The organism is Streptomyces liliiviolaceus, assembly GCF_018070025.1.
Classification (GTDB): Bacteria; Actinomycetota; Actinomycetes; order Streptomycetales; family Streptomycetaceae; genus Streptomyces; species Streptomyces liliiviolaceus.
Genome location: NZ_JAGPYQ010000001.1, coordinates 1338745 through 1364417 on the forward strand (window position 1 = coordinate 1338745; position 25673 = coordinate 1364417).

At 69.5% G+C, this 25673-nt stretch carries 22 protein-coding genes; 9 read left to right on the forward strand and 13 right to left on the reverse strand.

All coding sequences use genetic code 11. From position 1 onward, the window contains the following. Positions 1-36 precede the first annotated feature (36 nt). The 3 genes from J8N05_RS05930 (at position 37) to J8N05_RS05940 (ending at position 2746) form a co-directional block, all read left to right on the forward strand. The gene (locus J8N05_RS05930) at positions 37-618 is read left to right on the forward strand and encodes an RNA 2'-phosphotransferase (RefSeq protein WP_210881404.1); all 582 of its coding nucleotides are present in this window, start codon (positions 37-39) and stop codon (positions 616-618) included. A gap of 106 nt (positions 619-724) precedes the next feature. Beyond that, positions 725-1636 (forward strand): LLM class flavin-dependent oxidoreductase, encoded by a 912-nt coding sequence (locus tag J8N05_RS05935; protein WP_210881405.1) that lies wholly within the window; start codon positions 725-727, stop codon positions 1634-1636. Positions 1637-1858: 222 nt separating this feature from the next. After that, positions 1859-2746, forward strand: coding sequence for a Cof-type HAD-IIB family hydrolase (locus J8N05_RS05940; protein ID WP_210881406.1), 888 nt, complete (start codon positions 1859-1861; stop codon positions 2744-2746). 147 nt (positions 2747-2893) lie between these two features. On the opposite strand, the gene J8N05_RS05945 is transcribed toward J8N05_RS05940, so the two are convergent. From J8N05_RS05945 to hisC, 6 genes are all read right to left on the reverse strand, one after another. Next, positions 2894-3943: a M23 family metallopeptidase gene (locus J8N05_RS05945; protein ID WP_210881407.1), complete on the reverse strand. Its 1050-nt coding sequence runs from the start codon at positions 3941-3943 to the stop codon at positions 2894-2896. A gap of 203 nt (positions 3944-4146) precedes the next feature. Beyond that, positions 4147-5745: a sensor histidine kinase gene (locus J8N05_RS05950; protein ID WP_210881408.1), complete on the reverse strand. Its 1599-nt coding sequence runs from the start codon at positions 5743-5745 to the stop codon at positions 4147-4149. Between the two features lie 94 nt (positions 5746-5839). Beyond that, positions 5840-9337 carry a thiol reductant ABC exporter subunit CydD gene (gene cydD / locus J8N05_RS05955; RefSeq protein WP_210881409.1) on the reverse strand — a complete coding sequence of 1166 codons (3498 nt, stop codon included), beginning with the start codon at positions 9335-9337 and terminating at the stop codon, positions 5840-5842. A gap of 101 nt (positions 9338-9438) precedes the next feature. Further along, positions 9439-10443: a cytochrome d ubiquinol oxidase subunit II gene (gene cydB / locus J8N05_RS05960; RefSeq protein WP_210881410.1), complete on the reverse strand. Its 1005-nt coding sequence runs from the start codon at positions 10441-10443 to the stop codon at positions 9439-9441. 20 nt (positions 10444-10463) lie between these two features. Continuing rightward, positions 10464-11969 carry a cytochrome ubiquinol oxidase subunit I gene (locus tag J8N05_RS05965; RefSeq protein WP_210881411.1) on the reverse strand — a complete coding sequence of 502 codons (1506 nt, stop codon included), beginning with the start codon at positions 11967-11969 and terminating at the stop codon, positions 10464-10466. Positions 11970-12267: 298 nt separating this feature from the next. Continuing rightward, positions 12268-13347: a histidinol-phosphate transaminase gene (gene hisC / locus J8N05_RS05970; protein ID WP_210881412.1), complete on the reverse strand. Its 1080-nt coding sequence runs from the start codon at positions 13345-13347 to the stop codon at positions 12268-12270. A 432-nt stretch (positions 13348-13779) separates the two neighbouring features. Between hisC and J8N05_RS05975 the strand changes: the two genes are divergently transcribed. The 4 genes from J8N05_RS05975 (at position 13780) to J8N05_RS05990 (ending at position 18612) form a co-directional block, all read left to right on the forward strand. Continuing rightward, positions 13780-14892, forward strand: a complete 1113-nt coding sequence (locus tag J8N05_RS05975; RefSeq protein WP_107020452.1) for a LacI family DNA-binding transcriptional regulator — start codon at positions 13780-13782, stop codon at positions 14890-14892. Positions 14893-15068: 176 nt separating this feature from the next. Beyond that, the gene (locus tag J8N05_RS05980; RefSeq protein WP_247706672.1) at positions 15069-16295 is read left to right on the forward strand and encodes a metallophosphoesterase; all 1227 of its coding nucleotides are present in this window, start codon (positions 15069-15071) and stop codon (positions 16293-16295) included. 184 nt (positions 16296-16479) lie between these two features. Continuing rightward, positions 16480-17352 (forward strand): hypothetical protein, encoded by an 873-nt coding sequence (locus J8N05_RS05985; RefSeq protein WP_210881414.1) that lies wholly within the window; start codon positions 16480-16482, stop codon positions 17350-17352. Between the two features lie 330 nt (positions 17353-17682). Beyond that, positions 17683-18612 (forward strand): helix-turn-helix domain-containing protein, encoded by a 930-nt coding sequence (locus J8N05_RS05990; RefSeq protein ID WP_210881415.1) that lies wholly within the window; start codon positions 17683-17685, stop codon positions 18610-18612. 81 nt (positions 18613-18693) lie between these two features. Here J8N05_RS05990 and J8N05_RS05995 read toward each other — a convergent pair whose 3' ends face one another. From J8N05_RS05995 to J8N05_RS47230, 3 genes are all read right to left on the reverse strand, one after another. Next, entirely contained in the window at positions 18694-18900 is a 207-nt protein-coding gene (locus tag J8N05_RS05995) for a DUF397 domain-containing protein (RefSeq protein ID WP_210881416.1), read from the reverse strand. 314 nt (positions 18901-19214) lie between these two features. Next, a complete protein-coding gene (gene thiC / locus J8N05_RS06000) occupies positions 19215-21149 on the reverse strand; it encodes a phosphomethylpyrimidine synthase ThiC (protein ID WP_247706165.1) in 1935 nt (644 codons plus the stop codon). A gap of 166 nt (positions 21150-21315) precedes the next feature. Continuing rightward, on the reverse strand, positions 21316-21552 hold the full coding sequence (locus J8N05_RS47230; protein ID WP_247706166.1) for a hypothetical protein: 237 nt from the start codon (positions 21550-21552) through the stop codon (positions 21316-21318). A 21-nt stretch (positions 21553-21573) separates the two neighbouring features. On the opposite strand from J8N05_RS47230, the gene J8N05_RS06005 reads away from it, so the two are divergent. Further along, positions 21574-22863, forward strand: coding sequence for a YibE/F family protein (locus tag J8N05_RS06005; protein WP_247706167.1), 1290 nt, complete (start codon positions 21574-21576; stop codon positions 22861-22863). An 83-nt stretch (positions 22864-22946) separates the two neighbouring features. Here J8N05_RS06005 and J8N05_RS06010 read toward each other — a convergent pair whose 3' ends face one another. The 4 genes from J8N05_RS06010 to J8N05_RS06025 all read right to left on the reverse strand — a co-directional run bounded on the left by J8N05_RS06010 (position 22947) and on the right by J8N05_RS06025 (position 25230). Further along, positions 22947-23387 carry an SsgA family sporulation/cell division regulator gene (locus J8N05_RS06010; RefSeq protein WP_210881418.1) on the reverse strand — a complete coding sequence of 147 codons (441 nt, stop codon included), beginning with the start codon at positions 23385-23387 and terminating at the stop codon, positions 22947-22949. A gap of 99 nt (positions 23388-23486) precedes the next feature. Beyond that, positions 23487-24290, reverse strand: coding sequence for an IclR family transcriptional regulator (locus J8N05_RS06015; protein ID WP_407699885.1), 804 nt, complete (start codon positions 24288-24290; stop codon positions 23487-23489). 235 nt (positions 24291-24525) lie between these two features. Next, positions 24526-24738: a DUF5326 family protein gene (locus J8N05_RS06020; protein WP_210881420.1), complete on the reverse strand. Its 213-nt coding sequence runs from the start codon at positions 24736-24738 to the stop codon at positions 24526-24528. Between the two features lie 174 nt (positions 24739-24912). Beyond that, positions 24913-25230, reverse strand: a complete 318-nt coding sequence (locus J8N05_RS06025) for a cupin domain-containing protein (RefSeq protein WP_210881421.1) — start codon at positions 25228-25230, stop codon at positions 24913-24915. 60 nt (positions 25231-25290) lie between these two features. Here J8N05_RS06025 and J8N05_RS06030 point away from each other — a divergent pair, with 60 nt between their 5' ends. Then, complete coding sequence (locus J8N05_RS06030) at positions 25291-25668, forward strand: phage holin family protein (RefSeq protein ID WP_210881422.1); 378 nt, start codon at positions 25291-25293, stop codon at positions 25666-25668. The last annotated feature ends 5 nt before the right edge of the window (positions 25669-25673 follow it).

A 25673-nucleotide genomic window follows, 5' to 3' on the forward strand; every position in this document is an offset into this window, starting at 1 on the left:
ATGCGTGATCAGTGTCTCTCCAGGCACCCTGGCGGGATGAACGAGAGACCCATGGACGAGAAGCGCACCGCGGACGAGAGGCGCACCGTGAAGGTGTCGAAGTACCTCTCGAAGCATCTGCGGCACCGGCCCGAGAGGATCGGGCTCACGCTCGACTACGGCGGCTGGGTCGAGATCGGCACGCTGATGGCCGCGGCGGCGGCGCACGGCTTCCCGTTCACCCGGGACGAGCTGGACCACGTGGTGGCCGCCAACGACAAGCAGCGCTTCGCGATCGAGGGCAACCGGATCCGCGCCAGCCAGGGCCACTCCGTGGAGGTCGACCTCGGACTGCCGCCGGCGACGCCGCCCGCGTACCTGTACCACGGCACCGTCGCCCGCAGCCTGGACGCGATCCGCGCCGAGGGGCTGCGGCCCATGAACCGGCACGACGTGCACCTGTCGGCCGACCGCGAGACGGCGACCCGTGTCGGAGCCCGCCGCGGCCGCCCCGTCGTGCTCTCCGTGGACGCGGGCGCCATGAGCCGCGACGGCCACGTCTTCACGGTCAGCGCCAACGGCGTCTGGCTCACGGCCGCCGTGCCCCCGCACTACCTGCGGTTTCCGGCCACGCACTGACGAACCGATGAACGGGGGAACGGGGTGGCTCGCACGGCCCGGCCGTGGCCGCCTCCGCCGGTCGGCCGCTTCGGTGTGCCGCACGGCTGCGCTTAGGCTCTGCGGCATGAGTCTGCGTCTGAGCACCGTGATCCTGCCGTACCTCCGCTGGCACGAGGGAGGGCGTTCCACCTGGCAGCGCGCCGAGCAGCTCGGTTTCCACACCGCTTTCACCTACGACCACCTGGCGTGGCGGACGTTCCGCGAAGGCCCCTGGTACGGCGCCGTGCCGACGCTGACCGCCGCCGCGGGCGCCACCGACCGGCTGCGCCTCGGCACGCTGGTGACCTCCCCGAACTTCCGGCACCCGGTGGCCCTCGCCAAGGAACTGATCTCCCTCGACGACATCTCCGGTGGCCGGATCACGCTGGGCATCGGCGCGGGCGGCTCCGGGTTCGACGCCACGACACTGCTGCGCACCGGCGAGGAGCCGTGGACGCCGCGCGAGCGCGCCGACCGCTTCGGCGAGTTCGTACCGCTGCTCGACCGGCTGCTCACCGAGGACACCGTGTCGTACGACGGCACGTTCTACTCGGCGCGTGAGGCGTACAACATCCCCGGCTGTGTGCAGCGCCCCCGGCTGCCCTTCGCGGTGGCCGCCACCGGACCGCGCGGGCTGAGGCTCGCCGCCGCGCACGGACAGGCGTGGGTGACCACCGGGGACCCGAAGATCTTCGAGACGGGCACCCCCGAGCAGTCGGTGGACGCCCTGCGGGGGCAACTGGAGAAGCTGGCGACCGCGTGCGAGACGGTCGGGCGCGATGTACGCGAGCTCGACAAGGTCCTGCTCACCGGCTTCACCCCGGACCGCGGACGTCCGCTGGAGTCCCTCGACGCGTTCGTCGACTTCGCGGGCCGCCACCTGGAGCTGGGCTTCACGGACATCGTGATCCACTGGCCCATCCCGGACTCCGACTTCGCGGCGGACGAGAAGGTCTTCGAGCAGATCGCGCTGGAAGCGGTCGCGCAGTTGGGCTGACGCCCCGTGGAAGGCCGGCACCCGGCGGGGAGGGGCCGACGCCCGGTGCGCGACCGCGGGTGTCCTGGGCCTGGGTTGCTCGCGCCGTTCCCCGCGCCCCTGATGGGACACGCCCCCGCCCAGGGGCGTGCGGCGTGCGGCTTGCGGCTTGCGGTGCGGAAAAGGGCAGGTGAGGGGTTACGTCACTCACATGTGCGGACCGCCGCACGCCCGTGCGCGCATATGCGGGAGAATGGCGGAGTGACCTCAGCGACCCGACGGCCCGGGATTCCGGCCTCCCCCCTCCCGCCCCGCCTGATCGCCACGGACCTCGACGGCACCCTGCTGGGCGACGACAAGTCCGTCTCACCGCGCACGGTGGCCGCCCTGGCCGCCGCCGAGGCGGCCGGCATCGAGGTCTTCTTCGTGACCGGGCGCCCGGCCCGCTGGATGGACGTCGTGAGCGACCACGTCCACGGCCACGGCCTCGCCATCTGCGGAAACGGCGCCGCCGTGGTCGATCTGCACGGCGGCCCCGGCGCCCACCGCTTCGTCAAGGTGCGGGAACTGGCACGGGAGAACGCCCTCGACGCCGTACGGCTGCTGCGCGACGCCGCTCCGGGCACACTCTTCGCCATCGAGCAGACCTACGGCTTCTACCAGGAGCCCGCGTACCCGAAGATGCACCTGGAGGCGCCCGACACCGTCGCGCCCGCCGAGAAACTTCTGGCGCCGGACGCCCCGGGCGCCGACGAGCCGGTGCTCAAGATCCTCGCGTTCCACCACGAGATCGCCCCGGACGACTTCCTCATGACCGCCCGGCTGGCCATCGGGGAGCGGGCCAACGTGACCCGGTCCAGCCCCAGCGCGCTGCTGGAGATCAGCGGTCCCGGCGTCTCGAAGGCCAGCACCCTCGCGCTGTGCTGCGCCGAGCGCGGCATCTCGCACGAGGAGGTCGTCGCCTTCGGCGACATGCCGAACGACGTGGAGATGCTCACCTGGGCGGGCACGTCGTACGCGATGGGCAACGCGCACCCCGACGTGATCGCAGCGGCGTCCGGACGCACGGCCGCCAACACCGAGGACGGCGTGGCCGTCGTGATCGAGCGGATACTCGCGGAGCGCCGGTAGGTACGGGACTCGCGGAGCACCAGTAGATACGGAAACTCTCGGAACACCGGTAGGACCGATAGGACCAGTAGGACCGGTAGGACGGGTAGAACCGGCAAGACCGGTAGATACGGAGCACGGTCGGCAGCGGTCGGCCCGCTCCTGCGGCTACAGCCGCACTCCCCGCTCGGCGAGCCACTCCCGCGGGTCGACTCCCGAGCCCGACTGCGGGGTCAGGCGTACCTCGAAGTGCAGATGCGGGCCCGTCGAGTTGCCGGTCGTGCCCGACTGGCCGACCCACTGCCCGGTGGACACCCGCTCCCCCTGGTCCACGGTGACGGCCGCCAGATGGGCGTACTGCGTGTAGTAGCCGCCCTCGTGCCGCACCACGACCTCCATGCCGAACGGGCCGCCGCACGACACCTTGACCACCCGTCCCCGGCCCACCGAACGCACCGGCGTACCGATGTCCACCGCGAAGTCCTGCCCGGTGTGCCGGCTCGCCCAGCGTTCACCACCGCTGCCGAACCCCGCGGAGAGCCCGTACGTCTCCACCGGGGGGATCCACGGCTGGGTGAAGGCCTCTTCCGGCTGATCGAGCCGGACCGAACCCCGGCACGCCCCGGCGGCGGCCGAGGCGTCCGCCTGCCCCTGGAGCGTGCCCTGGGCCTCCGCCAGCTTCCGCTCGATGCCGCGCCTGATCCCGGCGAGTTCGTCGTTGCGCCGCTCCAGCACCTGCCAGGCGGAGGCCGCCTTCGACTCGTCGGCCGCGAGCCTGCTCTCGGCCCGGCGGCTCTTGGTGACGGCGTTGTCGACCGCCAGATCCGCCTGCCAGACGGCACGCTGACCGCGCATCAGCTCCTCGGGGCTGTCCGCGAGCAGCAGCTGCACGGTGTGCGGGAGGCCTCCGCCGGTGCGGTACTGGGCACGTGCGATACGGCCGAGGTCCCCGTGCAGCACGGCGATGTCCCGCCGCTCCCGGTCGAGAAGCCGCTCCAGCCGCTGGGCCCGCCCCCGCTGCTCATCGGCCTCACGGCGCCCCGCCTCGTACCGCTGCGTCGCCACCGACGCCTCCTCGTACAGCCGCACGACCTCGGCGCCGACCCCGCCGGAACTGTCCGCGTCCCCGGTGGCCGCCGTGGGCCCCGCCGCCAGGACGGCCGGCGCGCACAACAGCGCCGTGACGAGCAGGGGGTGGCGACGTCGACGTGAGCGCATGACATGGATCGTGTCGCGCGGGGACGGCTCCGGTCCTGTTCAAGTCGTACACCTGGGGGAGGGGCGGGCACGGATGGACCACCGCGCTGGGCCGAACAGGGGTCCCGCCGAAGCCACTTCGGCAATTCGCCCCGCCCTCCCCTCGCGCCGCCCGATCCGCCCTGCCAGCCCCTCCCCGCCCGGTCCGCCCGGTCCGCCCGGACTCAGTACGGCGCCTCCCAGATCACCGACGTGCCGCCGCCGTCCTTCCCGGATCCCGGTCCGTACCAGCTGTCCCCGCCCAGCGACTCCGCGCGCCGCTTCAGGTTCTTCAGCCCGCTGCGCCGACCCCCTTCGGGGATGCCGACGCCGTCGTCCGTCACCGTCAGGCGTACGCCGCTCCGCTCGCCCGGAAGCCGTACGGTCGCGTCCACGGTGACGTCGATGCGGGACGCCCCCGCGTGCCGGAAGGCGTTGGACAGGGCTTCGCGGAGGGCCGCGACGAGGTTCTTGGCCGTGAGTTCGCCGACCACCGTGTCCACGGAGCCGACGAAGCGGTGCGACGGCTTGAAGCCGAGCGGTACGGCGGCCATGTTGATCTCCCGCAGTACGCGCGTGCGCAGCCGGGTCGGAAACTCCGCGGGCCCCTGCTGGAGGGCGAAGATGGCCGTACGGATCTCCTGGATGGTGACGTCGAGTTCATCGACCGCCTTGCCGACGCCCTTGCGGACCTCGGGCAGCACGGATCGCCGCTGGGCGCTCTCCAGCAGCATCCCGGTGGCGAACAGCCGCTGGATGACGAGATCGTGCAGGTCACGGGCGATCCGGTCACGGTCCTCGTAGACCGCGAGCTGTTCCCGGTCCCGCTGCGCCTCGGCCATCATCAGCGCGAGCGCGGCCTGGGAGGCGAACTGCGTCGCCAGGGTGCGCTCGACCTCCGTGAACGGACGGGCGTGCGCCGCACGTGCCATGACGAGGCTCCCCAGGACCCGGCCGCCGCTGTGGAGCGGAAGGAGCATCGTCGGTCCGTAGCCCCGGGAGAGGTCGGCGAGCATCCGAGGATCGGAGGCCGCGTCCTCGACGAACACGGCGTTCCCCGCGAGGATCTGGCCCGCCACCGCGTTCTCGGGCGGCACGACGAGGCCCAGTGCCCTCGACGGGTTTTCGGAGGCGACGGCGACGATCTCCAGTCCGCCCGCCGCCGCGGGCAGGAGCACGAGCGCGGCCAGCGAGTCGGAGAGCCGGCGGGCCTGTTCGGCGACCACCTGGAGGGCTTCGTCGGCGTCTCCTCCGGAGAGCAGCGCGGTGGTGACGGCCACCGATCCGTCGATCCAGCGCTCACGCCGCTTGGCCGCCCCGTACAGGCGCGCGTTGCCCACCGCGATGCCCGCCTCGCGCGCCAGTACGCGCACCATGTCGAGGTCGTGCTCGCCGAACGGACCCCCGTCGCGCTTTTCGGCGAGGTAGAAGGTGCCGAGGCTCTCGCCCTGTACGCGGACGGGTACGGCCAGGAAGCCGGCCTCGGGCGGACGACGGGTGTCCTCGGTCCCCCCGGCCCCGTCGTATCCGTCCGGCAGCCGCCCGATCCACCGGACCGCCTGTCCGCCGGTGTCCTCGCCCGCGTGCTCGGCGAGGCCGTCCCCGCACTCCACCGTCAGTGCGACCGCCGCGTACCGCGCGTCCGCCAGCTCCGCCGCCGTCTCGCAGATCCGTTCCAGCGTGGACCGCAGCTGCAGACCGCTTCCGACCGCGCGCATCGCCTCCAGCAGCCGCGGCACGTCGTCTGGATTCGGGGCGCCACCGGGGCCCGGCTCGACTGACATGCACCGAGCCTAGTTAGTCCCATTTGTCAGGGAAAGTCGAGCCCTGTCACGGAGTCCTGTGCGCTCCTCCCACCGCGCGACGGCCGACATCCCGTCACCGCGCGAGGGCCGGCATCTCCGTCCGGCTCTCCCGCTCGGCCATCCCCCGCAACGGCCCCTCCGCACGCACCAGCTCGTCGAACGCGCCCCGCTGCACCACATGTCCCTCGGCCATGACGATCACCTCGTCCACCGCTTCGAGGCCCGCTAGCCGGTGAGTGATCATCAGCGTCGTACGCCCCTCGGTCGCGGCCAGCAGATCGGCGGTGAGGGCGTCGGCGGTGGCCAGGTCGAGATGCTCGGCGGGCTCGTCGAGCACCAGCACGGGGAAGTCCGCGAGCAACGCGCGCGCGAGCGCCAGCCGCTGCCGCTGTCCCCCGGACAACCGGGCCCCGTGCTCCCCGATCATCGTGTCGAGCCCGTCGGGCAGACCGTCGGCCCAGTCGAGCAGCCGCACCCGGCCCAGCACGTCCCGCAGCGCGGAGTCCGTCGCGTCCTTCCGTGCGAGCAGCAGGTTCTCGCGCACCGAGCTGTCGAACAGGTGCGCGTCCTGCGCACAGAGCCCGACCAGTCGCCGCACGTCGTCACCGTCCATGCCGTACGCGTCCACGCCCCCCAGCGTGTACGTCCCGCCGCGCGGGTCCAGGAAGCGCAGCAGCACCTGCGCCAGCGTCGTCTTGCCGGACCCGGACGGCCCGACGACGGCGGTCCGGCGCCCCTGCCCGAGCACCAGGTCCACCCCGGCGACGGCGTCCCGCTCCTGTCCCTCGTACCGGGCGGCCAAGCCCTTCACCACGACCGGGAACGGCGATTCGGGCGCCTCCACCGGCCGCTCCGGTTCCCGTACGGGCTCGGGCGCGTCCAGGACCTCGTACACGCGCTCGGCGCTCCTGCGTACCCGCTGTCGGTACTGGGCGGCGAGCGGCAGGCCCAGGACGGCCTCGAAGGCGGCCAGGGGGGTGAGGACGACGACGGCCGTCGCGACGCCGCTGAGGCGCCCGTCGACGACCGCCTGGGCGCCCACGAGCGCGGCGGCCGTGACGGTGAGGCCGGAGATCAGCGCGGTCAGTCCGTCGCCGAGCGCGGTGGCGGTGGCGGCACGCGAGGTGATGCGGGTGAGTTCGGCGTCGGCCCGGCGCGCCTCGGCGGTACGGGCGGGCAGGGCGCCCGCGACGGTCAACTCGGCCGTTCCCGTGAGGAGATCGGCCACCCGGGTCGCCAGCACTCCGCGTGCCGGTGCCAGGCGGCGCTCGGCGCGGCGTGCGACGGCGCCGGTCACCAGTGGAACGCCCACGCCCGCGGCCAGCAGCCCGACGGCGAGAACGGCACCGGCCTCGGGCAGCAGCCAGGCCGTGAACCCGACCGAGCCGGCGGACACGACGGCGGCCGCGGCGGCGGGCAGCAGCCAGCGCAGCCAGTAGTCCTGCAGCGCGTCGACATCGCTGACGAGCCGCGAGAGCAGATCGCCGCGCCGGGTGGTCCGCAGTCCCGCGGGCGCCAGCCGTTCGAGGCGCCGGTACACGGCGACCCTGGTGTCGGCGAGCATCCGCAGCACCGCCTCGTGCGACACCAGCCGCTCGGCGTACCGGAAGACGGCTCGCCCGATCCCGAAGGCCCGCGTGACCGTCACGGCGACCATCAGATACAGCACGGGCGGCTGCTGCGAGGCCCTGGAGATCAGCCAGCCCGAGGTGGCCATGAGGCCCACGGCGCTTCCGAGCGCAAGGCTGCCGAGCAGGAGGGCCAGCGCGAGCCGCCCCCGGCGCGGCCCGGCCATGGCACGTACGCGCGCGAGCACGTCACCGCGCCTCTCCGGGCGCGCGGCCGTCTTCTCCGCGTCCGCCACGGGCAGGGCCGCCACCACGTCGGAGCGACCCGGCCGCGTACCGCCGGGCTCCGCGGTGGCCCGGTCCGCCGAAGCCGCCGGTTCCAGGCGCACCACCCGGTCGGCCACGCCCAGCAGGGCGGGCCGGTGGACGACCAGGAGGACGGTCCGTCCGACGGCGAGGCGCCGGACCGCCGCCACCACCTCGGCCTCGGTCGCCCCGTCCAGCGAGGCCGTCGGCTCGTCGAGCAGCAGCACCGGCCGGTCGGCGAGGAACGCCCGCGCCAGGGCGAGCCGTTGCCGCTGTCCGGCGGACAGCCCGGCACCGTCCTCACCCAGGAGCGTGCGCAGTCCGTCGGGAAGCGCGTCCACGAACTCCAGGGCGCCGGCGTCGGCCAGCGCCTCCCGCACCGCGGAATCGTCCGCGTCCGGCCGCGCCAGCCGTACGTTCTCGGCGACGGACCCGGCGAACAGATGAGGGCGCTGCGGCACCCAGGCGACGTGCGAACGCCACTGCTCCGGGTCGGCGTCCGTCAGATCGACTCCCCCGACCTCGACGCGCCCCTGTGTGGGCCGGACGAACCCCAGCAGTACGTTCACAAGGGTCGTCTTGCCCACGCCGCTGGGCCCCACGAGCGCCACCGTCTCGCCGGGCCGGACCGCGAAGGACACGTTCGACACCGCATCGGACGACCGACCGGGGTAGCGGACCGTCACGCCGTCGAAGCGCAGCTCGCCGGAGGCGGGCGCGACGCCGGTCCCGGGCTCCCGCACAGGCGTCTCCAGGACCGAGAAGATCTCCTCGGCGGCCGACAGCCCCTCCGCCGCCGCGTGGTACTGCGCTCCGACCTGGCGCAGCGGCAGATAGGCCTCGGGGGCGAGGATCAGCACGACCAGTCCGTCGTACAGCGCCATTTCGCCGTGGACGAGCCGCATGCCGATGGTGACCGCGACCAGGGCGACCGAGATCGTGGCGAGCAGTTCCAGCGCGAAGGACGAGATGAAGGCGATCCGCAGGGTCCGCATGGTCGCCTGCCGGTACTCCCCGGTGATCCGCCGGATGGACTCGGCCTGCGCTTTGGCCCGCCCGAAGACCTTGAGGGTGGGCAGCCCCGCGACGACGTCCAGGAAGTGCCCCGAGAGCCGGGACAGCAGGTGCCACTGCCGGTCCATCTGGGACTGCGTGACCCAGCCGATGAGCATCATGAAGATCGGGATGAGCGGCAGCGTGCCGACGATGATCGCCGCCGACACCCAGTCCTCGGTGACGATCCGCGCGAGGACGGCGACGGGTACGACCACCGCGAGCCCCAACTGCGGCAGATAGCGCGAGAAGTAGTCGTCGAGGGCGTCTACCCCGCGGGTGGCGAGCGCGATCAGTGAGCCTGTCCGCTGCCCGCTCAGCCACTCCGGACCGAGCGCGCCGGCCCGCTCCAGCAACCGTCCGCGCAGCTCCGACTTGACCGCCGCGCTCGCCCGGTGCGCCGCGAGTTCGGTGAGCCAGGAGATGAGCGCGCGACCGACCGCCACAGCCGCCAACAGAATCAGCGGCGTGCGGAGTTCGCCCGTCGACAGCCCGTGCTGGAAAGCACCGACCACCACTTCGGCGATGAGCATGGCCTGTGCGACGACCAGTCCAGCGCCCACGGCCCCCAGCCCCACGACCGCCATCAGGAAGAGACGGGTGGCGCGGGCGTATCGAAGAAGTCGTGGGTCGATCGGTTTCACGTGAAACACACCCCTGGGTCAAGCCGGTGTGTTTCACGTGAAACACACCTTCTTCTCATGAGGCATGTTTCACGTGAAACATGCCCCCGGATTCATGGGTCTCAGTGCACGGCGTCGGCGATGTGCTGGGTACCGATCCGCTTGCGGAACACCCAGTACGTCCAGCCCTGGTAGAGCATGACCACCGGTGTCGCAATCACCGCACACCAGGTCATGATCTTCAACGTGTACGGGCTCGACGAGGCGTTGGTGACCGTGAGGCTCCACTCGTCGTTCAGCGAGGACGGCATGACGTTCGGGAAGAGCGTCAGGAACAGCATCGCGACCGCGGCGACGATGGTGAGGCCCGACAGTCCGAAGGCCCAGCCCTCACGCCCCGCCTGGTTCGCCCCGATCGCCGCGACCAGCGCGACCACCGCCACGACCAACGCGACCAGACTCTTGCCGTCGCCGTTCTCGACCTGGGTCCAGAGCAGGAAGACCAGTGCGAGCACGGCCGTCACCACTCCGAGCCGCAGAGCCAGCTTCCGCGCCCGTTCCCGGATGTCACCGAGGGTCTTGAGCGCCGCGAACACCGCTCCGTGGAAGGTGAACAGCGTCAGCGTCACCAGCCCGCCCAGGACGGCGTACGGGTTGAGCAGATCGCCGAGATTGCCCACGTACTCGAAGTTCTGGTCGATCTTCACGCCCCGGACGATGTTGCCGAAGGCCACACCCCACAGGAACGCCGGGAGCAGCGAGGTCCAGAAGATCGCGTTCTCCCAGTTGCGCTGCCACTGCTCCTCGGGCCGCTTGGCCCGGTACTCGAAGGCGACTCCGCGCAGGATCAGGCAGACGAGGATGAGCAGCAGGGGCAGATAGAAGCCGGAGAAGAGCGTGGCGTACCACTCGGGGAAGGCGGCGAAGGTCGCGCCTCCCGCCGAGAGCAGCCACACCTCGTTGCCGTCCCAGACCGGGCCGATGGTGTTGATCAGCACCCGCTTCTCGGTCCGGTCGCGGGCGAGCAGCTTGGTGAGGACGCCGATCCCGAAGTCGAAGCCCTCCAGGAAGAAGTAGCCGATCCACAGGACGGCGATGAGGACGAACCAGATGTCGTGAAGTTCCATGACTCAGCAGCTCCCTGGGCCTAGTACGAGAAGGCCATCGGCTTGTCGGCGTCCCGAGGGTCGCCGCCGATCTTCGTGGGCGGGTTGAGGTCGGCCTCGGTGAGCTCGGGCGGTCCGGCCTTGATGTACTTCGCGAGCAGCTTCACCTCGACGACGGCGAGGATCGCGTAGATCGTCGTGAGGACGGCCAGCGAGATGATCATCTCGGTCTGGGAGACACCGGGGGAGACCGCGTCGCGGGTCTGCATGACGCCGTAGACGACCCAGGGCTGGCGGCCCATCTCGGTGAAGATCCAGCCCCACGAGTTGGCGATCAGCGGGAAGGCCATCGTCCAGACCGCCAGGAGCCAGTACAGCCGGGTGAGCCTGGAGCCGAGCGGCTTCCTCAGCAGCACCAGATGCGGTACCTCGTCCTCCCCCGTCCGCCGGGCGGCCGGCAGCAGGAACTTCTTCCGGGTCAGCCACAGTCCCAGCAGGCCCAGGGAGAAGGACGCCATGCCGAAGCCGATCATCCAGCGGAAGCCCCAGTAGGCGACGGGGACGATGGGCTTGTAGTCGCCGGGGCCGAACTTCTCCTGTTCGGCCTTGTTGGTGTCGTTGATGCCGGGCACGTACGAGTCGAAGTCGCTGTGGGCGAGGAAGGACAGGAGACCGGGTATCTCCAGGGCCACCGAGTTGTGCCCCTTGTCGACGTCCCCGTAGGCGAACACGGAGAAGGGTGCGGGCTCCTCGCCGTCCCACAGGGCCTCGGCGGCGGCCATCTTCATCGGCTGCTGCTCGTACATGACCTTGCCGAGGGTGTCGCCGCTGATCGCGGTGAGCAGCCCGCCGACCGCCATGGTGACCAGGCCGAGCCGCAGCGAGGTCCGCATCACCGGGATGTGCTTCTTGCGCATCAGGTGGAACGCCGCGATGCCCACCATGAAGGCGCCGCCCGTCAGGAAGGCCGCCGAGAAGCTGTGGAACACCTGGTTGAGCGCCGTGTTCTGGGTCAGGACCAGCCAGAAGTCGGTGAGCTCGGCCCGGCCCTTCTGCTCGTTGATCCGGTAGCCGACGGGGTGCTGCATCCAGGAGTTGGCCGCGAGGATGAAGTACGCGGAGAGCAGCGTGCCGATCGAGACCATCCAGATGCAGGCCAGATGGATCTTCTTCGGCAGCTTGTCCCAGCCGAAGATCCAGAGCCCGATGAACGTGGACTCGAAGAAGAAGGCGATCAGGGCCTCGAAGGCGAGCGGGGCACCGAAGACGTCACCGACGAAGCGTGAGTAGTCGGACCAGTTCATACCGAACTGGAACTCCTGCACGATGCCCGTGACGACACCCATCGCGATGTTGATCAGGAAGAGCTTGCCCCAGAACTTGGTGGCTCTGAGGTACTTCTCCTTCTCCGTGCGCACCCAGGCGGTCTGCAGGCCCGCGGTGAGCGCGGCGAGCGAGATCGTGAGCGGGACGAAGAGGAAGTGGTAGACGGTGGTGATGCCGAACTGCCATCGCGCTATCGTCTCCGGCGCCAAAGCCAATTCCACGTCGTCAACTCCTTACGTCGCCGTGGTAACCGCGGCAGTTTGTCCCGCTCGCCCCAGACATCCAGGGAGCAAATGGGACGCGCTTGTGAACGCGTTCACATTCACAAGCAATTATGACGCATGCCCGTTCGAGCCGTGACAGGTGGGGGTGCCTTGCTGCGGGCCCCGGCACCTCTGATACGAAACGCCAGCTCAGAGCCGCGCTGGGGCAAGAAACGAGACGAACGCCACAAGGCCCTGGCACCCCGCGAGCGCGGGGTGCCAGGGCCTTGATCGACAGCCTCTGCCGGCGGTTCGGCTAGATCTCCTTGCGGAAGCTCTCCGCCGTCTTCAGGAAGATGTCGTTGGCCTCGGTCTCGCCCACCGTCACCCGGACGCCCTCGCCCGCGAACGGCCGCACGACGACCCCGGCCCGCTCGCACACGGCGGCGAAGTCGGCCGTGCGCTCCCCGAGCCGCAGCCACACGAAGTTCGCCTGGGTGTCCGGCACCGTCCAGCCCTGGCCGCGCAGCGTCTCGACCACCCGCGTGCGCTCGGAGACCAGCGAACCGACCCGCCCGAGCAGCTCGTCCTCGGCGCGCAGCGAGGCGACCGCCGCGTCCTGCGCGAGCTGGCTCACACCGAAGGGCACGGCCGTCTTGCGCAGCGCCGCCGCCACCGGCTCATGAGCGATCGCGAAGCCGACCCGCAGCCCGGCGAGACCGTACGCCTTGGAGAACGTACGCAGCACGCACACGTTCGGCCGCTCCCGGTACAGCTCGACGCCGTCCGGCACCTCGGCATCGCGCACGAACTCCCGGTACGCCTCGTCGAGAACCACCAGGACATCGCCGGGCACCCGGTCGAGGAATCGTTCCAGCTCAGCCCGGCGCACGGCCGTGCCCGTGGGGTTGTTGGGGTTGCAGACGAAAATCAGCCGGGTCCGGTCGGTGATCGCGTCCGCCATCGCGTCGAGGTCGTGGACGTCCCCCGGCGTCAGCGGCACCTGGACCGGCGTCGCCCCGCCGACGCGGGTGATGATCGGGTACGCCTCGAAGGACCGCCAGGCGTAGATCACCTCGTCGCCCGGTCCGGCGGTCGCCTGCACCAGCTGCTGGGCGACACCGACCGACCCGGTGCCGGTCGCCAGATGCGTGAGCGGCACCCCGAACCGGTCCGCCAGCTCGGCCATCAGCCCCGTGCACGCCATGTCGGGGTACCGGTTGAAGGCCCCGACCGCCGCGGTCACGCTCTCCAGCACGCCCGGCAGCGGCGGATAGGGGTTCTCGTTGGAGGACAGCTTGTACGCCACCGGACCGTCCGCGGCCGCGGGCCTGCCCGGCTTGTACGTGGGGATACCCTCCAGCTCGGCTCGCAGCTTCGGGCTCGTCTCGCTCACCGCAGTCCTCCTCGTGACCGTCTCCGGCTCATCACCACCACCGGCTACCAATACTGCTCACCTTAAGAGGATTCGCGGCCGCTGAGTACGGCCCGGGACCGACCTCCCGGCCGCCACCGAAGATCCGTGTGCGCACTCCCGGGCATCACCGCACGAAGGCGTACGAAAGAGGGGGCGCGCCGCGCGCCACAGCCCGCGCCGGTGGCTCGCGCCGTGGCGCGCATCCCTCGTGAAGGTGAGTTGAGACCTCTTCGAGACATGGCCTCTTTGGCAGGCTCATGCGCGTCGACAAGTGACGTACTGCCATTGAATCGGTCAACTCCCTTGCATTCCAAGGACGTTGGGTACTTATGATCATGCAGAAACGTGCCTGTCAACGAGTGCATATGCGTCCGCACTACCCCACCGCATGAGCCCTACTATCGGCTCGCCATGACAGCAGCAGGGAAGCACCAGGTGAGCCGGTCGGATACCTCGCGTCGAGGAAACCGGCCGGGCCGGGCGGGCATCAGAGACGTGGCCGCGGCCGCCGGAGTCTCCATCACGACGGTCTCCGACGCCCTCAACGGCAAGGGACGGCTCCCGGACGCCACCAGACGCCATGTCCGCGAGGTCGCCGATCGGCTGGGCTACCGGCCCTCCGCGGCGGCCCGAACCCTCCGTACCGGCAAGTCGGGCCTCATCGGTCTGACCGTGACGACCTACGGGGACGAACCCTTCACCTTCACGGAGTTCGCGTACTTCGCGGAGATGGCCAGAGCCGCCACCTCGGCCGCGCTCGCCCGGGGCTACGCCCTGGTCATCCTCCCGGCGACCTCGCGCCACGACGTGTGGTCGAACGTGGCCCTGGACGGGACGGTCGTCATCGACCCCTCCGACCAGGACCCGGTCGTCAGCGAACTCGTCCGCCAGGGATTACCGGTGGTCTCGGACGGCCGCCCGGCCGGCTCGCTGCCGGTGACCGCCTGGGTGGACAACGACCACGAGGCCGCGGTCCTGGGCATCCTCGACCACCTGGCCGCCGCCGGAGCCCGCAGGATCGGCCTGCTGACCGGGACGACCACGGACACGTACACGCATCTCTCGACGACCGCGTACCTGCGCTGGTGCGAGCGCGTGGGCCAGGATCCCGTGTACGAGGCCTATCCCGCGCACGATCCCTGCGCGGGGGCGGTGGCCGCCGACCGGCTGCTCGCCCGGCCCGACCGTCCCGACGCCGTCTACGGGCTGTTCGACCCGAACGGCACCGACCTCCTCGCGGCGGCCCGGCGCTACGGCCTGCGCGTACCGGACGACCTGCTGCTCGTGTGCTGCAGCGAGTCCACCGTCTACGCCAACACCGAACCGCCCGTCACGACACTCTCGCTCAAACCGAGACGAATCGGTACGGCCGTGGTCCAGCTCCTCATCGACGCCATCGAGGGGGTCGAATCGGACCAACCGGTCGAGCAGGTGATACCGACCGAGCTGATCGTGCGCACCTCCTCCGAGCGACGACCGCCACGGACGACCGTCAGTCCGCCGAGGTCTCCGGAGCAGGGGTGACCTCCGACGCGGAAAGGTGCTCTCAATTCGGGAGAAAACCACGGTGAACTGGGGTTCTGCTCCGATTCACCACCCCTGGGTCATCACATGGCGCGATCCGCATTCCTATGATGGGCGGACGACACCGCGGGCCGCTGCGACCAGGCAGTCCGACGCGGTGCAGATGCGGCGCGATGGTGGTGGAGGGGTCGATGACTCAGGGGGCCGGTCAGGGACCCGAGATGCGGACGCCGACGGTGCGCGACTTCCGCGTACCGGCGTACGTCCACGAAGCCGGTCCGTACGCGCAGCCGCCCGGACCGCACCCGGCACCGCCCGGGCAGTACGACCGGCCGGCCGAACCGTACGACCGCTCCGCCGAGCCGTACGACCAGGCCGCCGACCCGTACACCGGGCCCCCGGAGCCGTACGTCCGATCCGGTTCCTACGCGGGCGTGCCCCCGCACGGTGAGGCCGGCGTCCCCGCCGCCGAGCCGGAGGGCTACACGCCGACGGAGCGCGATCTGCCGGTCATCAACCGCGGCGACACGGTCCAGGTGCCGGTCGACCCCGAGGCCGGGCAGATTCCGCAGCCCGAGGAGGGGCCGGGGCCGCTGTACGTCGTCGGTGACGTGCACGGGTACCTCGACGAACTCGTCTCCGCGCTGCACGAGAAGGGGCTCATCGACCTCGAAGGCCGCTGGGCGGCCGGTACCTCCCGGCTGTGGTTCCTCGGCGACTTCACCGACCGCGGGCCCGACGGGATCGGCGTCATCGACCTCGTCATGCGGCTGTCCGCCGAGGCCGCCGCGGTCGGCGGCTACTGCAAGGCGCTGATGGGCAACCACGAGCTGCTGCTCCTGGGCGCCAGGCGGTTCGGCGACACCCCCGTCAACTCCGGCGCGGGAACCGCCACCTTCCAGGCCGCCTGGCTGCTCAACGGCGGCCAGAAAACCGACATGGAACGTCTCCAGGACCACCATCTGCAGTGGATGGCCCGCCTGGACGCGATGGAACTGGCGGACGGGCATCTGCTCGTGCACTCCGACACGACCGCCTATCTCGACTACGGCGACTCCATCGAAGCGGTCAACGACACCATCCGCGAAACCCTCACCCGCAATGACGCGGACGAGTGCTGGGACCTGTTCCGCAAGTTCACCAAGCGCTTCGCGTTCCGCGACGACGGCGGTGCGCAGGCGGTCCGCTCCCTGCTGGAGACCTACGGCGGTTCACGCATCGTCCATGGTCACAGCCCCATTCCGTATCTCCGGGGCGAGGTCGGCTCGGAGGACGGGGAGAATTCGCCGCCTCTCGCGGTCGAAGAACCTCATGTGTACGCCGACAAACTCGCGATCGCGATGGACGGCGGCGTGACCATGGCCGGAAAACTGCTGGTCCAGCAGCTTCCCCTGGACAACTGAGCGTTCACGGGGCACGCGTCCTGCGATGGAGGACGCGTGCGGTCCGGGGGCAAATTCTGGAAACCCCCTGTCACCCTGTGCCGTCATCGCTCTACCATCGGCTTATCCGTAGCAGGCTCCCCTCCGTTTCTGCCCGACGGCTCGTCAGCATGCCGAGTCACCCAGCCCTACGGAGCATCGGGGGATGCACATGAACAGCGTTCCGCAGCACCTGCTGAGCGAGGACCGCCAAGAGTACGAGCGGATCCTCGACGAGGCGCTGCGCTCCGCACCACACCGTCCGGAACTCGCCGCTGTCGGTCAGCGGCTCAACCCCGAGCAACTGCGCACGATGGCACTCAACGCCACCGCACTCATCACGGCGGCCGCGTCGAGCGAGTACCAGCACTATGTGAAGGTCCGCGAGGAACTGCGCCAGCCGGCGCCGTCCACCCCTCACGTCCGCGAAGGATCCGGCAGTTCCTCGGATCCGGGCACCAGCGCGGTGGGGCTCGCCACGGCCATGGGGGAAGTCGCCGAGACCGCGGGGGCCGGCGCCGCCGCCGTCGTCGCCGTGCTCGCCCCGGTCCTCGCCGGCACCGCCGCGGCGATCTTCCTGCTCGTCGGCTACATCCTGAAGATGCTCGACCCCCAGCCGGGCATCGCACGGACCCTGCTCACCACCGGCTGGGTCTTCGGTGCCATCACGGCGGTCTCGATCCTGGTCGCCGCGGTCGGCCTGCTGCTCGCCGCCCTGCGCAACGGCGCCAGCTCACTGCAGGCCGGAGTCCACGGCGAACGGAGCGAGGAGGTCGCTCTGGCCAGGGAGGCCTGGCACGAAGCACTCCTGGAGCGCGGCCTCATGCCGTTCCTCAGGGAGGCTCTCGCCGACCCGGGCACCGCGGCCCTCGGCCGTATGAAGCCGACCGAACCGGTCAGCCGGATGCCGCAGCTCGGCTACAACCGCCCGGGCTTCAGCAGCCCCGACGGGGGTGCGTCAGCGGGCCCCCGTCCCAGCTACTCAAGCCCGGACTTCAGCAGCCCGGACTTCGGCGGACCTGAGCACGCTCCGGAGTAGGGCGGGCCCGCCGACACCGCCCGCCCCGGCAAGAATGATCGACGACGGAAATCCGTCGTCGATCTTTTTTGTGCGTTCGCCTCGCGTTCGGCGCGCATTCGGCATTCGCCCCCGTATACGGAGGTCCACGCCTCACAGCAATTCATTCGCACCGCTGGACAAGGAATCTCCCTCGCGCGACGGGAACAACATGACAGCACTCCTGAAGCTCTTCCGCACACATTCGCAGGTGGGCTTGTCATATGCGGTGGCTCGGAAGATGCTGTATGCCATGTGGCGATCCATCAGCAGGCAAGAAGCGGACACGCACTCCGCTGTACGGCGCTGAGCATGGTGGCGGACGGCGGACAGGCCGTTAGCCTGCTGACCGACAACGCCGGCTGTGTGGGGACGGAGTGCCAAGTGGCCCAGGAAGAGCCCGGATTCCAGCGTGCACGACTGCGGGACCGCCTGAGGAAGGCACGGGAGGGCGCGGGGCTGAAGCAGCGCGAGGTGGCCGAACAGCTCGACTGGTCACCGTCCAAGGTGATCCGCATCGAGGCGGGCACCGTCGGAGTGTCCGTGACCGATGTACGCGTTCTGCTGGGGCATTACGGAATCACCGACCAGGCTCAGGTAAAGGCCCTGACCGACATGGCCCGGGCGGCGCGTCAACCGCCGTGGTGGGCGCCGTACCGCTCCTGGGTGAGCCAGGATTTCGAGACCTACCTCGGTTACGAGAGTTCGGCGTCGGTCATTCGGAACTTCGAACCCCATGTGGTGCCCGGTCTGTTGCAGACCGAGGAATATGCCCGAGAACTCATGACGCGGACCAATGCCGGCACCGAGGCGACGGAACAGCTCGTGCAGCTCAGGATCGAGCGGCAGGACCGCCTTGTGCGGGCCGACGGGCCCGATATCTTCTGCGTCCTCGACGAAGCCGTGCTCCGCAGAGCAGTGGGCTCGCGGGAGACCATGAAAAGGCAGTACGAGAAGCTGCTGACCGTCAGTGAACTGCCGAACGTGACCGTACGCGTCGTCCCATTCGACGCCGGCGTCTACCGGCAGTTCCGCTCGCCCTATGTCCTCTTCGAATTTCCCGGCGACGAGGACGAGATGGTCGCCTACCTGGAGAGCGCGGACGGCGAAGTCATCATCAGCGAGAAGGCGTTGGGGCGCACCTCCCAACGTCGCCCCACCGACTACCTGGACGACTTCTGGGACGTGGAGAGGGGGGTGGCCACAGAGGTGACGAGGGAGTTTCTGTTCGGCCAGAGCTAAAGGCGCCAAGGGGAGCGTGCCACGGAGAAACATTCTGACCGCACGAACAGATTCCCGTCACCGTTCAGACAGGCAGGTCCCCTACGAGGATGCTCGTGGGGATGTGTCGCAGTCCTTCAGACCGGAGAGGAATGAGCGCCAAGCATATGCACTGAACCCCACCGATGCCCCGTCAGGGTCATTCGAATCGCGTACCGCTATCCCACCGGTGGCGGCCACCTCCACGCAGTTCCCCTCCACACTGGCCGAACTCCTCAGCCAGCGCACTTCAGCATCATCGAGCCCCATGCATCCCCCACACCTTCACCTACAAAAAGTGGCGATGCCCTGTATTTCGGCATCCAAATCAGTATGGGCGTCGCTCTCGGCACTGCCAAGACGCGCGTGAACGCCCGACGGAGGCCATTAAATGGAGGTATATGCATAATAAACGCAACAAAGGGCCGACCGCGCCGCGCAAATCGCTGGCCGAAAAGAAACCGGGATTGTTCATACGGGCCGGATCACCGAGGTCCTGGAAATGATCGTCCAAGACCTCGGCGTCGCGGCATCACAGCCTATCGGTCGGCCGAAAAGCGTACCGGAACGACGGGCAGCGCGGTTCAGTCCGCCAAGGGCAGATAGACCCGGTTGCCCGCGGCGGCGAACTCTTTCGACTTCTGGAGCATCCCGTCGGCGACCTCTTCGGGCGAGGCTCCCGCGGCCGCCGTACCGCCGAACTGCTCGTTGATGCTGTGGCTGATCTTCATCGAGCAGAACTTCGGCCCGCACATGGAGCAGAAGTGCGCTGTCTTGGCCGGTTCGGCCGGCAGTGTCTCGTCGTGGAACTCCCGGGCGGTGTCCGGGTCCAGTGCCAGGTTGAACTGGTCCTCCCAGCGGAACTCGAAGCGGGCGTCCGACAGCGCGTCGTCCCACTCCTGTGCGCCCGGATGCCCCTTGGCGAGATCCGCGGCATGGGCCGCGATCTTGTAGGTGATGACGCCCGTCTTGACGTCGTCCCGGTTGGGCAGGCCCAGGTGCTCCTTGGGCGTGACGTAGCAGAGCATCGCCGTGCCCCACCAGGCGATCATCGCGGCACCGATGCCGGAGGTGATGTGGTCGTACGCAGGCGCGATGTCGGTCGTCAGCGGGCCGAGCGTATAGAACGGCGCCTCCTCGCAGATCTCCTGCTGAAGGTCGATGTTCTCCTTGATCTTGTGCATCGGGACGTGCCCCGGGCCCTCGATCATGGTCTGTACGTTGAGACGCTTCGCGACCTTGTTGAGCTCCCCCAGCGTCCGCAGCTCCGCGAACTGCGCGGCGTCGTTGGCGTCCGCGATCGACCCGGGCCGCAGCCCGTCGCCGAGCGAGTACGTGACGTCGTACGCGGCGAGAATCTCGCAGAGCTCCTCGAAGTGCTCGTACAGGAACGACTCCTTGTGGTGCGCCAGGCACCACGCGGCCATGATCGAGCCGCCGCGCGAGACGATGCCGGTCTTGCGGTTCGCGGTCAGCGGGACGTACGGCAGGCGCACGCCCGCGTGGACGGTCATGTAGTCCACGCCCTGCTCGGCCTGCTCGATGACCGTGTCCTTGTAGATCTCCCAGGTGAGTTCCTCGGCGCGTCCGTCGACCTTCTCCAGCGCCTGGTAGAGCGGGACCGTGCCGATGGGGACGGGGGAGTTGCGCAGCACCCACTCGCGGGTGGTGTGGATGTTGCGGCCGGTCGACAGGTCCATCACCGTGTCGGCGCCCCAACGCGTCGCCCAGGTCATCTTGTCGACCTCCTCCTCGATGGAGGAGGTGACCGCGGAGTTGCCGATGTTGGCGTTGACCTTCACCAGGAACCGCTTGCCGATGATCATCGGCTCGATCTCGGGATGGTTGACGTTGGCCGGCAGTACGGCCCGGCCCGCCGCGATCTCCTCACGGACGATCTCGGGGTCGACGTTCTCGCGGATGGCCACGTACTCCATCTCCGGTGTGACCTCGCCCCGCCGCGCGTAGGCGAGTTGGGTCACCGCCTGCCCGCCACGGCTCCGGCGGGGCAGTCGTGGACGCCCCGGGAAGACCGCGTCGAGGTTGCGCAGTCCGCCGCGCGGCGAGGTGTGCTTGATCCCGTCGTCCTCGGGGCTCACCGGACGGCCCGCGTACTCCTCGGTGTCGCCGCGGGCGATGATCCAGTTGTCGCGCAGGGGCGTCAGCCCCCTGCGTACATCGGTGTCGACGGCCGGATCGGTGTACGGGCCGGAGGTGTCGTACAGGGTGACCGACTCACCGTTGGTGAGATGCACCTGACGGACCGGCACCCGTAGATCGGGGCGCGAGCCCGCGACATACGCCTTGTGCCAGCCGATCGACTTCGCGGTTTCGGACTTCGCGGTTTCGCCGTTCCCGGCCTCGCCGTTCGCGACCTCGCCGTTCGCGACCTCGCCGTTCCCGGGCGAAGCAGCTGCGCCGCCGCCCTCGGTCGCCGTGGACGCCTCGGTGCCGTCGACCGGGGCGGGCGCCCCACTCGTCTGGCTGGAGGCAGGCGTGCGTACGTCCTTGATGGTCATGAGACCTACTCCCTACGCCGGCATTACCCGGTAACAGGTTCGGCGGTCGACGCAGCGTTTCCCGTCCGGCGATGTTCCACGTGAAACATCGCGGATACGGAGGTCAGCGCCCTCTCAGCCCGGTGCTCCGAGCTCCCGCGTGTGCAAAGGTGCTTCCACGCTAGCGTCACAATGGGCGCGGTGAACAGTGGGCCCCTCTCGTTCTTGCGATGATCGGTCGGTGACCACGACGCAGCAGCCCCCACTTCCGCCGTCCGAACCGCCCCACGGACACGGCCACGACGGCCACGGTCACGGCGGCGGACCTGGACAGGGATCCCATGGCCCCGGAGGCGGCGGCGACCGGCCCGGCGGTGGCGGCGACGGACCTGTCGGCGGTGGGCACGGCCACTCGCACAGTCATGGCCCCGCGGCTCCTGTCTCCATGCACCTGCGCAAGATCATCGCGGCGGTGCTGATTCCTTTCGCCGCGGCGGTCGTGGTCGGTCTCGCGGTGCTCTGGCCGGGCGGCGCACCCGGACACGAGCGCACGGGCGTCGGCTTCGACCGGCAGACCCAGCAGGCCACCGTGACCAAGGTCGACAAGGTCGACTGCAAGTCCGTGAACGCCTCGGGCGAGACCCCGACAGGCGACACCTCGACGGCCGAGGGCTCATCGGCTCAGCAGCAGGAATCGGGCACCTGCAAGAAGGCGACGGTCCGGGTCGACTCCGGCAAGGACAAGGGCCGTACGTTCACGGAGATCGTCCAGCCGGACTCCTCACGCCAGTTGGAGCAGGGCCAGGAGGTGATCGTGGCGTACGCGCCCGACGCCCCCAAGGAGCTCCAGTACTCGGTCACCGATGTGAACCGCAAGTTCCCCATGGCGCTGCTCGCCGGCATCTTCGCCCTCGCCGTGGTCGTGGTGGGCCGGATGCGCGGTGTCATGGCGCTGATCGCGCTCGCCGTCAGCTTTCTGATCCTGACCTTCTTCATCCTGCCCGCGATCCTTCAGGGGTCGAATCCGCTGGTCGTGGCGGTGGTCGGGGCCAGCGCCATCATGCTGATCGCGCTCTACATGTGCCACGGCCTCTCGGCCCGGACATCGGTCGCCGTCATCGGCACGCTGCTGTCCCTGGTGCTGATCGGGCTTCTCGGCTCGCTGTTCATCGACTGGGCCGCGCTGACCGGCAACACCGACGACAACACCGGCCTGATCCACGGTCTCTATCCGTCGATCGACATGAGCGGCCTGCTGCTCGCGGGTGTCATCATCGGTTCGCTCGGAGTGCTCGACGACGTCACGGTGACGCAGACCTCGGCGGTCTGGGAGCTGCACGAGGCCAACCCGACGATGGGCTGGCGAGGGCTGTACCGCGCGGGCATCCGCATCGGCCGCGACCACATCGCGTCCGTCGTCAATACGCTCGTCCTCGCCTACGCGGGCGCGGCGCTGCCTCTGCTGCTGCTCTTCTCCATCGCGCAGAGCAGTGTGGGGACGGTGGCCAACAGCGAACTGGTGGCCGAGGAGATCGTCCGTACCCTCGTCGGCTCGATCGGGCTGGTCGCCTCGGTTCCGGTCACCACGGCTCTCGCGGCCCTGGTGGTCTCGGCCGACCGCCCGGGTGACACCGCCCCGGCCCAGCAGCCGCAGCCACAACACCCGCAGCCTCAGGCCCAGTCCGGCTCGAAGGCACCGCTGCGCGGGGGGAGCGGCCGCCGCCGCAAGCACTGAGACCGGTGCGTCACCGGGACGGACCGGTTCTCCTGGGGCCTTCTCGGACGGGGAAGCCTCACCTCACGACTGTCGCCGCCGCGTCACCCCGCGCTCTGTTCCTCCGCCAGGATGCGGTCCAGGGCCTCGTCCAGATGCGTGTCGAAGTCGGCGAGGGAACGCTCCTGGCCCAGCGGCACCAGCCGGTCCGTGCGGTCGAGGAACGCCAGCAGCGGCGCCGTACCGCAGCGGAACAGGGCCTGGTCGACGCCCACCTGGAGCCGGATCAGCACATCGCCGAAACCCTCGGAGTCCGAGGGAGCGATGTGCACGTCCCCGTCCCCGCACGGCCGGCCCACACCGTCGATCAGCAGCTCCCGGCCGAAGGCCCAGGTCACCGGAGCGTCGCCGGGCAGGTGGAAGGTCAGACGCACGGCATAGGGATCACAGGTCTCGTAACGCAGCTCCACCGGAATGCGGAAGGAGAGCTCCTCCGAGACGACGAAGCTCATCATGACCTCTGCCTGTACTACCGACTCGCGCATCGCCTACCCCGTCGTCTGCCGTCCATGGCCGGGAATCGTCCACCTAAACACTTCTGGCATCTTGCTGAACGTGTACACCAGATCACAAGGAGTGAGTTTTCAGATGCTGATAGAGACCGCAAGTGTCCCCAGCAGCGTGTCGATCTCGCTCTGCAGTCGCCGTGCCGCGAGCAGCAGCCGTTCGGCCTGGTGGGACGGCATGGAGATGGCCACCGTGGCCGCCGTGCTGCCCAGGGTGAGCGGGATCGCGGCGCAGACCGTGCCCAGCGCGTACTCCTGACGTTCGACCACCGGCTGCATGCGCCCGGTCGATTCGAGACGGCGAATCAAGGTCTGATCGTCACGCACCGTGTACGGCGTGACGGATCGCACGGGGTAGCGGTCGAGGTGGTCCCTGCGCCCCTGCGTGTCGAGCTGGGACAGCAGACACTGGCCGATCGCGTGCGCGTGCCCCGTCTCCCGGAAGTCCGCCCACTCCTGGACCGCGGGATTGCCCGGGGTGTCGGCGACGCACTCCACCTCGATCTCCCCGCCGCGGTAGACCGCGTAGTAGACGGGAGCACCGATCGAATCGCGCCAGCTTCCCAGAGCATCGGCGATCGTGCTGCGACGTTTCTGCTGGGCTCCGCTGCGGCTCAGCCGCTCGGCCGCCTCTCCGAGGAAGAACAGCCCCTTCTCGCGGCGCAGATATCCCTCGTGCACCAGGGTGCGCAGCAGGTGGTACGCCGTGGGGAGCGCGAGTCCGGCCTCGCGGGCCAACTGCTTCGCGGGCGCTCCGTGCTCGTGACGCGCGACGGACTCCAGAAGACGCATCGCACGCTGCACCGAACCGATGAGGGTCGTGGGATGCGGCTCGGAGGCCGAAACCTTCGGTCCTGCGGGTGCGGTGTCAACCGTGGCCAAAGGTCACTCCCGAAGCGCGAGGGGGCCGCCCGTGCGAGGGTGACACGGGAGGGTCAGGAACGCCGCTCCCGAGGATCAACCCCGCGGCGAGTTCCGGACTTTAACCGTCTGCCACCGATCGCCGACGACATGCCTCGAAAACTTCCCCCACCCGAGGGAACCGATGGTTCCCGCATGCAGTGGGGCCTGCCGGACAGTGGCGTCCGGCGGATCATGCGTCCCCCGCGCCGGCCGTCTACCAGTCGCTCCTCGACGTAGAGCCCGACATGAACTTCCGTACGACGTAGATCAGTCCGCCGACCAGTGCCACGAAGAGCAGCAGCTTGAAGAGCAGGCCGATCACGAATCCGACGACACTCGCTATCAGGCCGCCGAACACGACCAGGGCGATGACCGGCACCGCGACCCACTTAACCCACCACGGCATACCCGCGAAGATCTCTCGCATCGCCCTTGTTCCTTGTCTCTCTGCCCGTTTCCGAGTGCTGTCCCTGATCGTCCCCGCCGAGCCGGCGGGCCACGAATGTCCTGCCTCGATGCTAGGCGCGGCAGGGGTCCCTGCGGGGGCCTCGCACCCCTTGTCTGCCCCTGACCGTTCCCCTAGGGAACCCTGAGGCGGACGTCAGCTCTCCGGCGGAGAGAAGACCACCACGACCCGCAGATCCTCGCTGATGTGGTGGAACTTGTGAGCCACCCCCGCGGGTACGTACACGACGCTGCCACGCGCCACCTGGGTCGTCTCCATGCCGACCGTGATCGCGGCACGGCCGCTGACGACGAGGTAGACCTCGTCCTGGCGGTGGGGCTGCTGCGGGTCCTGTGTGCCCGCGTCCAGCGCGTACAGGCCGACCGACATGTTCTTCTCGCGCAGGAACTGGAGGTACGCGCCGTCGTTGGCGGCGCGCTCCGCCTCCAGTTCGTCCAGCCGGAATGCCTTCATCGCCCTGCTCCGCCCTCGCCCCGCTGCTCGTTTTCGATCTCTTCTGTCACGATCAGACACATGAAGAATTTCGTAGTCAAGACGATCGCCAACGCGGGCGCCCTGGCGGTGGCGGTGTGGCTGCTCGACAAGATCACCCTGAGCGGTGACAGCACGGGCAAGGAGATCGGCACGCTGCTGCTCGTCGCGCTGCTGTTCGGACTGGTGAACTTCCTGGTCAAGCCGGTCGTGAAGGTCCTCACCTTCCCGCTGTTCATCCTCACGCTCGGACTGATCACGCTGGTGGTCAACGCCCTGATGCTGCTGCTCACCTCGTGGCTGGCGGACAAGCTCGACCTAAGCTTCCACGTCGAGGGTTTCTGGACCGCCGTCCTGGGCGGCCTGATCATCTCGATCGTCTCCTGGGCCCTGAACGTCGTCCTTCCCGACGAGGACTGAGCGGC